Genomic DNA, 12,186 nt, shown 5'->3' with positions numbered 1-12,186 from the left:
CACTCTAGTTGCCATATAATATGACCACTTCCATTTTTAACGAGGTGACTCCCCGATATTCTCTACTACTAATTCGAGAACCTTCTCCAAAGTGCGTTTCATTTATGGCTCCTGCATTAGGCTCACACCATCCCTAATTCGCTTTCCAGTTGCTCCATAAACTACTCTCTTCATCTCAGAATGTAACTATAATTTCAAATTATTTTACAGTAGTTCCTTTTTCTAGTCAACAAGATCTTGATTTTTAAATAATTGAATCGATTCCAATGGAGCACTTTTTGGATTGACCATATTACGAGTACATAAGGCCGTAATATAAGGAAAAGGAACATTCCCCACTTATTAGTGGGAATGTTCCTTTTCTGCATAATGGATAACATCAGCCATTATGGCATACAACTCTTTTAATTTTAGTTCCTTGTTTTCAGTTAATCTTTTAGCTAATTTTTCACTGATAATCCCTTTTTCAATCAATACATTCCAGTTGTTATCACTTGACTTGCCTACTAATACTTCCGCCAAGAATTGTGCAACTTCATCTCTTTTAATTGGGCTTTTTTCTTTTTTAGCTACTTTATAGATAACGACATCCAGCTTATCCTTTAGCTCGTTCATTTTCTCTGGACTAACACGTTGAACGCCCTCTTTTAGCATTTTCGCAAACTTAATCTTTGTTGCTGTATCTTCAACATTTAAGTCATTCGAATAACCACCAACAACGAGACCGTAATTAATTAAAGTTTGAATAGATTTATCATACCATTCATCTTTATAAGGATAATCCATCTCAAAAGGATCTACAAAGGCTCCTTGTTTCTTCAAATCTTCTCGTAAAGTATTGATGAGTTTTTTGTCCTTACTCATTGCTCTAAAGGTTACGTCTTCTTTAGTTGCTAATGCTGCTGCTGCTCCCGCTGCTTCACCTGTCACCATACCCGTTGGAACGACACGTGCACTACCCGCTGCAAGTGATGAATAACCTGCAGAACGACCTACAACAAGCAAGCCATCGATTTCTTTCGGCACTAACGAACGGAAAGGAATGGCATATTGATTTGGAGCTGAAATAACATATCCATAATCATGAGGCGTTTGCGCTTGAACATCAACTGGATACGCAGCTACGCCAATGCTATCCCAATGATCACTATTCTTCCAAACATCAGACATCGGTAATTGGTATTCTGCCCAAATATGTCTTGTTTCACGGACGTATAGTTCCTCCGGATAACTCACAACTTCTACATTTTCAAAGCCAGGAAACTTCTCATGTAAATATTTTAAAATATGTTCAGTCTCTTTCTTTCCTTTTTCAATTGCTTCCTGTTTGGAAAGTTCATTCAAACCATCAATTCCGAAAATTTGTAAAGCATTAATATAATATTCATCATCTACTTTTGCTAAATTCAAGCCTCGTAATCTTGTACCTTCTTGTACTGGCTTATAGTCATCATGAAGCTTTGTAAAGCCCCACATAACTGAATCATTTAGGTGTGCACCACCAAAAGTATTTGAGTTTGCTTCTTTTTTCACCTTATCCCAATCAACATTTTTTAAATGTAGCATCAAGGTAACAGCCATTCTCTTATCCTTAATGCCAATATCTTCTCCACCCATGAAAAATGGAACTTTTGACATTGTAGCAAAATCAGCATCTTGTGTAGCATCAATGAATGTCTTGCCTTTTACAGTATACGTACCATATTTATTTTTTAATTCTACTGATGCTAGCTGATTAGAATCAAGGTTGGCATTAACAACTTCTGTTTGTACAGAAAGCGTTAAATTTGGTTCTTCATCGACAAGCTTTTTAAAGGCAGCCTTCGCATCTATAATTCCAAATGCATCTTTCCCTCTAACTAGGTCGTGCCATTCTTTAAAAATACCCATACTAACTGGTCGCTTAGCGTCATTTCGAGGTATATCAAGGAAATTGAGCATTCCATACGTAAATAACCCACCTAACTCCTCACGCTTTTCTACTAAAAGTGTTTTTGCACCATTACGAGCTGCTGATACTGCAGCAGCAACCCCTTCTGGCTCTCCACCAATGACAATTACATCATAATCTTCATTTATTGTTTTTTCTGGAATTGGCTTTTCATAGTTTTTCACAAGTTTCTTATGTGCCATTTCACTTCTAATATCTGTTATAAAATAATAACTTCCTATACCTAGTACAATTACTACTATTAATATGGCTGATCTTATCAAGCCCTTACCCATAACGTACCTCCAATAGATAAAATTTCCATCTGCATCTCTTGTTTATAATCATGATCACCTTTTGAAAAAGTTGACATGACATATTTATATAGTTATTAACTGTTTTACATTTCAACGTGAGTTCGTAGCAAACCTAATAGGTCTTTACAGTCTAGGTACTTTTCAAAATAGTTTTTCATATAGGAGATAAAATTGATCCACCTAAAATAACATCCTTGGTGAGTTCAAGGGTTTTCATTTCCTATAACAAGTGGTACCATTTTTGGACGGTACGGCATGAAAATATGATGAAATAATAGTCTTCTACTGACAGTTACCTATACTGATATTCGTAGTGGTAAATCTTTGGGGGTTGGAATAGCAGCAGAATATCAACTTTAAGAACTAACCAAATGCATTTAAAGCATTAGAAACAATAAATATGTATGTATAACCTAAAACAAAAAAAGATACATAATCATTCTAGCGATATTGTAGCAATGAAGCAACTAGAACCTATTAATTTGTTATAGGTCTTTATGATTGTTTTTTCATTTTCCGCCAGAAATCCCCGTTTCTAGGAGTATAAAGGGCGTAAGGACATGAAAACTTTCGATTATGAAGTTGTACTTTGGAATCTCCCCCTTCTAAGAGAAGCGAAATTGGGGTAGTTCAATAAATTATGATTTTATATTCTATATAATAATCTTTCTATTTCAAATTAATAATCATCATCGATAATATACAATTTTCTATTAAGCTTATCTTCTTTAACTTGTTTAACTGCAATACCTTTGTCTTTAGCTATATCTAGTACAAGTTTTTTATCACTATCTCTAATCCTAGAACCCATTATTATGCTTACTGGCTTAGTTACCTCATAAGGAAATCCCAAATCTTTATTATCTGAATAGTCGACTGCGATTCTCCATTCCTTTTCATATTCCCAATCTTTAGATTTATTCAGCGAAGCCAACAGTGCCTTTCTGATATGCGTTGTATTTTCATACAAGGTTAAATCTATTATGCTATCTGTATATCTCACAGGATGGATATCATAAGTAAGATAACTAGGTAATTCTAAATTACTGAAGTTATACTCTAAACAAATACCTTTGTTATTGTCAGCATAGTGACTCCACATTAATATAGATAGAGGTTCTTCACTGAAACATGAAGCATATACACTTTTTTGAAATAATTCATTCATTTTTTCTAAATGATTATCAAAAAGGTCTATAGTTCCATCTAATGTTGATTGTACCCATTCATGCATCTTTTCTATAAAACTTGTGGGAATTTCTATTCCTACATCTTTCAACATATCGATTAAACGTTGTTGAGTTCTATCTAAATTAAGAGATTTAGTAATATGTAACATATCCTGATAATCTAATTTAAACGATGCGCAAAACTCTCTTATGAGAAGGTTTTTTGTTTGCTCGTGATGCACCGAAATATTTTTAGTCACTCCACTGTCAAAAGGATCGTTAAATGTATCTGCTCTACTGCACCATACCAAATCATCTTTCAAATTAGACAATGTATACTCATTAACAGCTCTATATTTATATAACGGTGGTATATTCTCAGATTTTAAAATCATTGCCTTGGCAAAATTACAGTCTTCTTTATTTTTTGAAAATAATAAGTTATAGTATTGTTCTTTCCACAAGCGAGGTGTCTCTCCTTTATAAAAGTTATTTATTATTCTTCTATTTTCTCAACGTCTGCAAATTCACATGATGGACAAACAATTGATATCCCATAGAATTCAAAACCGCATTCATCACACTTCCATTTAGGCATTTTTGTTTCAGTTTCTTTCTGTTGATTAGTATTAGACATTTAAATTTCTCCTTTCAACAATAACTTCATTTCATCTTATAATTTTACTGTATATTCTTCATAAATATTAGAATAAGTAACTATCTCTTTGAGATTATAGTGGGCAATTAGTGATTTTAAAATATCACAAAAAGCCTCTAACGCAATGTACACAACCTCTGAATTATCATATTGTTCTTTGTCGTCATTTAGTTTAAAAGTATCTATAAATTTTGTGATCGAATCATTACCGTGTGTTTCACCACTATACTTCATGTAATAATATCCATACTTATCTTCTTTAAAATATTTAAATAACCTTGAAATTGAATTAGTACCACTAGCACAATACCACTTATATTTATCTTTAGAAGAAATGAATGGCTTTTTACATTCATTTAATTTGTTTTTATCAATATGTGGCACTTGTTCTGGATACATCTTTTTAGTTTTTTCGTATATCTCGATCCAAGATTTTAAATTTGATAATTGAAAGTCTTCAGCTCTGTTCATTGAATCTTTTTCTAAAATGTATCTCATATAAATAAATTTCTCTAATATGCTCCTGCATAAACTATAAGTGCCATGATAAGCTTTATTTTCGACCAATAATACCAATGATTTCAATTCCAAAAAAGCATTGCTAGATAGGAACATTAGAGATTGGTCTAAGGCATTTATATCCTGTTTATTTTCTACCGAATGCTCATAAATTCTATAATGAGCTTCTCTTAATTCATTTATGATATTGTTTAAATCCATCTTCACTACTCCTATAAAATCACTGTTTTAGATAAAAAGCTATAACTTATCGTCTGTAATATCAATAGGAAAATCTTCATTAATGTAATCCTTTTTCTTTCTTTTAAAAATATCCCAAAAGCTTCTTTGTCTTTGTATTTCTTCATTTTCAAGATAACAAGAACGACACAAACACTCTCCGTTATCTCCTAATCTATTAAAATGAAGTTTTGGTAATTTATTTTTCTTTGCAAGCATGAACGATGTTGTCCGTCTGAAAATGTCATATGTCCACATGAATTTCGATGGGCAGAAATTCCAGTACGTTCAGTTGCTGAAATAGTATCCCCTTCTCGCATCTTCTCCAAAAGTTCACGAAAATAACCTACACGTGCTTCATAGTGATATGAAGAATTACAATTGGCTTTCTCTTGCTCATATTCTTCATCGGTTAATTCAAATGTACATCTGCCTGTAGCAAGTTTATAACAATCGTGTTTAATAAATGTAAAACAATACGATTCTTTTCTTGGGTCAATTATTACGTCAAGTTGATCAGTCATAATTTACCTCCTAAAAAACTTCTATTATTGAAGTTAATATATTGACATTATCTATTTCAAAATAATCTAGTGTATCTCTCTCAAATATTATACTATAAGAAATATTTCCAATTAAAACATATTTTATAACAACAATTATAGAATTGGTTAAATTAAATTGTTCATTAATTAAATTAATACACTCTTATCTTGACAACTGTTTACGCCTCCCCCCATCATGAAGTCAGAATTGAGGAAAACGGCTTGGCGCAAAAATGACTGCCTACGTTTCAGAAACTAACTTAATAGAATCAAAAACATAGACAGTCATTGCAAATTTACATGAATCCGTCATTTGAGGTATCCGTATTGTATGCCCTTGTTAATGTGAGATTTCTCTCAATACATCTACTAATCTACTTCTGCCCCGATAGCTACACTGGATTATAGTTTGCTATAAAATTGTGTTATGTGATGTATTCTGCATGACCGTAGCCACACAGATCTTCCACTCCTGACCGATTATATGCGTCAACCACATTCAGATACCCAAGCCAACAAGGAAGCTTGTAGTGGTCTCCTAGACTTATTTAATGCGTCGGCTAAGTCATAACTTTTCCAGTTTAGTTTCGATTGGTGTTATTGGGCAACCACCAAAGAGCTACTACAATAGTAAACTAGACCTTTGCATTTTCACTTTTTTTCAAGTAAAATGAAGGCTATATTCGCTCATATTTAGTTGTATTGGTGTACTGCTAATTGAGTGTTGAGAGTCGGCTACCGCAAAATAGCTAACTCTCTTTTTTATTGTTGTTAATTCATCATAAATATTTACGTAAAGTATTAGCCACTTCATCTACGTCCATTTCGATATAATTCCTTGTTACCTCATACGAAGAATGACCAAGCGCCTTTGAAATAATTGCCAAAGGTACTTTTTTACGTACCAAGTTAGTCGCATATAACCTACGTATTTTGTGCGGTGATATTGAAAGCCCATATTTTTTTGAGTAAGCGTTTATACGCTTTGATATAACATTATTATGGGAATAGTCATTCAAAGTTGGCTTTCCACTCTTCGTAATGAAAACATAATCATTTTTCTCTTTATAACGTTTCCTAACCTCATGATTTTGCCTAATTAAATGTTCTAGCAACATTAATAATTCATCTTCCAAAGGAATCTTCAATACCTGCCCATTCTTCATAATGTCGCCTGAAAGAACCAGCATTTTTTCATCAAAATCTATATGTTCATCTTTTAAGCTTGTTAAGGTGTGGATTCGTATGCCTGTCCTATATAGTAGAAGTAAAACTGTTACGTCTCGCCAACCAAGCCATGTGGTAGTGTCGATCACCGATAGTAATATTTCTAATTCTCTTTCGTTTTCCGCCTTTTTTACTTTTTTATCTACTTTAATTTTAACGTCCTTCCAAAATTTATTACCTTTAATCCAACCATTCTCATAAAATCTCGTTAATATAGCTGATACAAAACCAAATCTGTTAGCTTGAGTTGTCTTATCTAAATGATTGAGTGATTCTAACCGGCATAAATCCTTCTTTATTAACATCATCCACCTTCTCAATATTTAAAAACTCTACAAATTTTTGCATCGTCTGGTTATAAGTCAACAAAGTCTTATGTCTTAGTCCTTGTAATTGCATTTGTCGGTTTACTATTTCAAGTGCTTGATTGATTAGGATTGAATCGGATTTACGTTTGGTGGTATTATCTCCCGATTGCTTAGGTTGTAAGCTAGGCTTAAATACAACATCATTCATTCTCAATTCTTTTACTTTTCTTGACATTTTGCATCTTCCTTTCAATGAAATATTAAAAGGTAATAAATTAGGGATAAATCAATTTCATTTACTTACCTGTTCATTTCCCTAAAAACGTTCAAAAACCTTACTTATTTTCCGAATTTGCAAATCCACACTCCATTATCCCCACTCTTATCTCGTTCAAATATTTGACAATACATAACCAAACGTTGATTTAATAATGTTTATAGACTATGGTACATATTTCATGATATACTAGTGCCATTGTGAAAAAAGGAGGAACTTGCATGATTCAAGTAAGTAATGTAGGTCTTCGCTATGGCGATCGTAAACTATTTGAAGACGTAAATATAAAATTCACACCAGGGAACTGCTACGGTTTAATCGGTGCAAACGGTGCTGGTAAATCAACATTTTTAAAAATTCTTTCTGGTGAAATTGAAGCGCAAGAAGGACATGTATCAATGGGTAAGGACGAACGTTTATCAGTTCTTAAACAAAACCACTTTGAATACGATGAATTCAATGTTTTAGATACAGTTGTTATGGGGAACAAACGTCTTTGGGAAGTAAAATCTGAAAAAGACGCTATCTACGCAAAAGAAGACTTTTCTGATGAGGATGGCATGCGTGCTGCTGAATTAGAAGGTGAATTCGCTGACCTAAATGGTTGGGAAGCTGACTCAGAAGCAGCAACATTATTAAACGGGTTAGGAATTGGCGACGAGCTTCACTATATGCTAATGGCTGACCTAGAAGGTTCTGACAAAGTCAAAGTATTATTAGCACAAGCTCTATTTGGTAAACCAGACGTTCTATTACTAGATGAGCCTACCAACCACCTTGACTTAAAAGCAATTCAATGGTTAGAAGAATTCTTAATTAACTTTGAAAATACTGTTATTGTCGTATCCCATGACCGTCACTTCTTAAATAAAGTGTGTACGCATATCGCGGATTTAGACTTCTCAAAAATCCAATTATATGTTGGTAACTATGACTTCTGGTATGAGTCTAGCCAATTAGCACAAAAAATGATGGCAGACCAAAACAAGAAGAAAGAAGAAAAAATTAAAGAGCTACAAGCATTCGTTGCTCGTTTCTCTGCAAACGCTTCGAAATCAAGCCAAGCGACTTCTCGTAAGAAAATGTTGGATAAAATCGAGCTTGACGACATTAAACCTTCTAGCCGTAAATATCCATTCATCAACTTCCAAACTGGACGTGAAATCGGTAACGATGTTTTAACAGTGGAAGGTCTTACAGCAAGCAATGAAGGCGAAACACTATTTAAAGATATTCGCTTTTCAATGAACAAAGAAGATAAAATCATTTTACTTGGTAATCCAATGGCAAAAACAGCTCTACTTGATATTCTAATGGACGAAAGAAAAGCAGATGCTGGTACGTTCAAATGGGGCGTAACAACTTCTCAAAGTTACTTTGAAAATGATCACGATAAATACTTCGAAGGTTCAGAAAAATCATTAGTTGAATGGTTACGCCAATATTCTCCTGATGATGAAACAGAAAGCTTCTTACGCGGCTTCTTAGGTCGTATGTTATTCTCTGGTGAGGAAGTAAAAAAATCACCTTCTGTACTTTCAGGGGGAGAAAAAGTACGTTGTATGCTATCTAAAATGATGCTTGCTACAGCAAACGTTGTATTACTAGATGAACCAACGAACCACCTTGACCTTGAATCTATTCAAGCACTAAATGAAGGACTTATGCGCTTCAAAGGTGCTATGCTGTTCACATCTCATGACCATCAGTTCATCCAAACAATTGCGAACCGTGTCATCGAAATCCGTGAAGACGGCACAATTTTAGATAAACTATTAACGTATGATGAATTCCTTGAGTGGAAAGATAGCCAAGGCTTAAGCTAATATCAAACAGGGTTCCCCTATTCAAAAGGAGAACCCTGTTTTTTAATGCTATAAAGCGCATATTTCTTTCCTTGTAAAAATAATGGACACGACTACTTTGTCGAGGTTGTCATCGCCACTTCCACTTGAGTATCTAAAAGCTGTTCATTTTCTTGTACTTTTTCGACAGTTTCTTCATATTGAGTGATGATCCGCGTATCAGGCGAAAATACTGCAAGTAGCAGTGATATTAGAAGCCCAGCTATCATCAATCCTCCAAATAAATACGGTGAAGCCCCATACTCTGTTGCTAAAGAAGTCCATAACATCGGTCCAAAACCGACGATTGCCGCAGCGATTTGATAGCCAAACGATAGCCCCGTATAGCGAACATTCGCTGGGAATAATTCAGAAAAGAACGTACCTTGCGTCGCGAAAATGGCTGCCCAAACAATACCGAGTAGAATGACTTGCAACGTAAAGAAATAAGTTGAACTGATTGGAATCATAACAAAATAAGGAATAGCTAGCAATAACATTGTGATAAGGCCACCGATATAAATTTTCTTACGTCCTATAAAATCTGAAAAATAACCAACTAGTGGAATTGTTACAATCATTGTTGCACAGCTTATTGTTAAAGCAAATAATGCGACATCCCTTGTGTAGCCAATATACGTCGTTGCATACACTAAAATAAATGACATTAAAAATACATTAAAGAATCCGTCCCCTATTTTTAATCCAATAATGCGGAAAATGTCTTTTTTATTGTATTTAAATACTTGGACAATTGGTATTTTAGCTAATTCACCATTGTCTTTTTTGCGTTTAAATTCAGGTGTTTCTTCAATCCCGCTTCGAATCCATATCGCTAATACGATTAAAACTGCACTAAATAGAAATGGTAAACGCCATCCCCAGGCCATAAATTGTGCTTCTGTCGTTAATGAAGATATAAGTGTAAAACTAAATGTCCCTAAAACTAAGCCGATTGGAACACCAAGCTGCGGAATAGAACCAAAAAAGCCACGCACACCTTTTGTAGCCGATTCGGTAGCTAGTAACACAGCACCTCCCCATTCACCCCCAAGTGCAATCCCTTGAATAAGTCGCAAAATGACTAATAGCGTTGGCGCGAGTAACCCCACTTGCGCATAGGTAGGTAATAAACCGATCAAAAAAGAACTACCACCCATTCCAATTAACGTAAGCATAAGCGAGGCTTTTCTTCCAACACGATCACCCATATGACCAAAAATTAAACTTCCAATTGGTCGTGCCGCATAGCCAGCTCCAAACGTAGCAAATGCAATTAAAATCGAAATTGCTGGATTAGTCGAAGGGAAAAAGAGCGTTGTAAAAACTAACCCTGTTGCCGTACCATACAAATAAAAATCGTACCATTCAATAATTGAGCCTGCTAAACTTGCTAATAATATTTTCACATTTTTCATATAGCCCCTTCTCTCTACAGTCAAATTTTCAAATCATTCGCTTTATCTATAAATAGCGTTACGTAAAACATGCTTTTGAATTTTGCCGACTGGTGTGCGAGGGAAATCTGGCACAAATTCAATACGATCTGGCACTTTAAATTTTGCGAGACGTTCTCGACAATGTGCAATCAATGCCTCTTCACTAATTGCAGCGCCAGTCTGTAAAATAACATAAACTTTAATAGCTTCATCACGCATATCATCTGGTACACCGATAACTGCTGCTTCAAATACTAATGGATGCTCTGTTAATACACGCTCCACTTCATTGGCTGCCACATTTTCACCTGAACGTTTAATCATATCCTTTATACGATCAACAAAATAAAAATAGCCATCTTCATCTATTCTGGCGTTATCCCCAGTCAGTAGCCAGTTATCTTTAAAAGTGTCGTTTGTCGCTTGTTCGTTTTTAAAGTAACCTTTCATTATTGTTCTTCCTCGTATCCCTTTCACAGCAATTTGACCAATCTCCCCTTGATTCACGGGGTTCCCATATTCATCGACAAGTTGAACCTCATAACCAATGCTTGGTCTTCCAATACTCATATTTTTCCGTATGCCAAACAGAGGGTTTATCAATGGAATGCCAACTGTCTCGGTCAAACCATACAGTTGCAATAACTTCACATCAAACTGTTCTTCAAACTGTATTAATTGGTGTTCTGCTACTGACTGTGCAAAAAGGATAAGGCGTAGCGGATTATCCTGTGCCTCTTTTTCATAATCTTTCGCTAAAATCATACGAATAGGTGCGGCAAATAAAGAGCCAACTGTTCCACCTAATGCCTTTGCTTGTTTAAAATAACGTGAAGCACTAAATTTCTCCGTAACTGCGATGCCTGCTCCTACCATAATCGCAGACATCGTGGAATAATATTGCGCATTTCCATGGAAAAGCGGTAGGACAATAAATGTTCGATCTTCAGGTGTTAAAGCGATTGAACGTGCCATTAACTCCCCTGTGTAAATATAATTAGCATGTGTCACTTGTACACCTTTTGGTTTGGATGTAGTCCCAGATGTATAAAGTAATGCCACAATATCTTCTGCGGAAACTTTTGGGAAATGCACATTGTTATCACTCTCATCTTTAATGAGATTAGAGAAATATAAGACACCGTCAACGTTATCTAGTTGTCTCGTAACTATAATGTTTTGTATAGTTGGTGTTTCAGACTGTATACTGACAAACTTTTCAATATAGTCCTCTTCCGTAATAATAAGAACAGCTTCAGAATGTGCAATAATATAAGCCATCTCATCCGCCGGAGATAAAATATTAGTAGGCACCATGATGCCACCAATTTCTGCAAGAGCGAACCATGCTGTAAAAAACTCCATATTGTTCGGTAAATGCAACACAACATGATCCCCTCGTTTAATGCCCAGCTTAAGAAGTGCATTACTGAAGCGCATAACTTCCTGATAAAAATCCCCATAACTTTTTTCAAAATAAATTCCGTTACGATCCTCAAACCGAATAAAACTTTTTTCAGGCTGCTGCGCAACTCTCTCCCTTAAAACAGAACACAATGTTCTATTTCCAATTAGATCCATGTTCTACACCCCTTTTGAAATAGATTCATAGACTATAGTCTGTATATTAATCGTCAAGGCAAATATTTGTCAATATTTTTTCTAATAATTCTGAAAATAAGTTAATGACATAAGCGAGTATTATGCTACAGTTAAATAGCAAATCTAGTGGGA

General features: G+C 34.8%; 10 protein-coding genes and 1 other annotated feature (1 of these 11 only partly in view). Of the genes, 1 reads left to right on the top strand and 9 read right to left on the bottom strand.

The annotated features are described in order from the left end of the window. Window positions 1-186 (bottom strand) — a binding site (T-box leader); it reaches 33 nt to the left of the window's first position. Window positions 187-342: 156 nt separating this feature from the next. From ABE34_RS04460 to ABE34_RS04430, 7 genes are all read right to left on the bottom strand, one after another. Continuing rightward, window positions 343-2,226, bottom strand: a complete 1,884-nt coding sequence (locus ABE34_RS04460; protein WP_197140759.1) for an FAD-dependent oxidoreductase — start codon at window positions 2,224-2,226, stop codon at window positions 343-345. A 700-nt stretch (window positions 2,227-2,926) separates the two neighbouring features. Beyond that, the gene (locus ABE34_RS04455) at window positions 2,927-3,880 is read right to left on the bottom strand and encodes a DUF2971 domain-containing protein (protein WP_197140758.1); all 954 of its coding nucleotides are present in this window, start codon (window positions 3,878-3,880) and stop codon (window positions 2,927-2,929) included. A 32-nt stretch (window positions 3,881-3,912) separates the two neighbouring features. Then, window positions 3,913-4,053 (bottom strand): hypothetical protein, encoded by a 141-nt coding sequence (locus tag ABE34_RS04450; RefSeq protein ID WP_197140757.1) that lies wholly within the window; start codon window positions 4,051-4,053, stop codon window positions 3,913-3,915. 36 nt (window positions 4,054-4,089) lie between these two features. After that, entirely contained in the window at window positions 4,090-4,794 is a 705-nt protein-coding gene (locus ABE34_RS04445; RefSeq protein ID WP_197140755.1) for a DUF5677 domain-containing protein, read from the bottom strand. A gap of 188 nt (window positions 4,795-4,982) precedes the next feature. Beyond that, window positions 4,983-5,336, bottom strand: a complete 354-nt coding sequence (locus tag ABE34_RS04440) for a hypothetical protein (RefSeq protein WP_197140754.1) — start codon at window positions 5,334-5,336, stop codon at window positions 4,983-4,985. Window positions 5,337-6,136: 800 nt separating this feature from the next. After that, window positions 6,137-6,892, bottom strand: coding sequence for a tyrosine-type recombinase/integrase (locus ABE34_RS04435; RefSeq protein WP_197140753.1), 756 nt, complete (start codon window positions 6,890-6,892; stop codon window positions 6,137-6,139). Beyond that, window positions 6,837-7,127, bottom strand: a complete 291-nt coding sequence (locus ABE34_RS04430) for a hypothetical protein (protein WP_197140751.1) — start codon at window positions 7,125-7,127, stop codon at window positions 6,837-6,839. The genes ABE34_RS04435 and ABE34_RS04430 overlap by 56 nt, the downstream gene beginning before the upstream one ends. A gap of 263 nt (window positions 7,128-7,390) precedes the next feature. On the opposite strand from ABE34_RS04430, the gene ABE34_RS04425 reads away from it, so the two are divergent. Then, window positions 7,391-8,995: an ABC-F family ATP-binding cassette domain-containing protein gene (locus ABE34_RS04425; protein ID WP_197140750.1), complete on the top strand. Its 1,605-nt coding sequence runs from the start codon at window positions 7,391-7,393 to the stop codon at window positions 8,993-8,995. Between the two features lie 92 nt (window positions 8,996-9,087). Here the strand turns inward: ABE34_RS04425 and ABE34_RS04420 are convergent, their stop codons facing one another. Continuing rightward, window positions 9,088-10,431 (bottom strand): MFS transporter, encoded by a 1,344-nt coding sequence (locus ABE34_RS04420; protein WP_197140749.1) that lies wholly within the window; start codon window positions 10,429-10,431, stop codon window positions 9,088-9,090. A 42-nt stretch (window positions 10,432-10,473) separates the two neighbouring features. Next, window positions 10,474-12,033, bottom strand: coding sequence for an AMP-binding protein (locus tag ABE34_RS04415; protein WP_197140747.1), 1,560 nt, complete (start codon window positions 12,031-12,033; stop codon window positions 10,474-10,476). Window positions 12,034-12,186: the final 153 nt, after the last annotated feature.

Origin of the sequence: Lysinibacillus sphaericus (assembly GCF_015844675.1) — a bacterium.
In the GTDB taxonomy this organism is placed as follows: Bacteria; Bacillota; Bacilli; order Bacillales_A; family Planococcaceae; genus Lysinibacillus; species Lysinibacillus sphaericus_E.
This window is presented reverse-complemented; position numbering and strand designations above follow the sequence as displayed.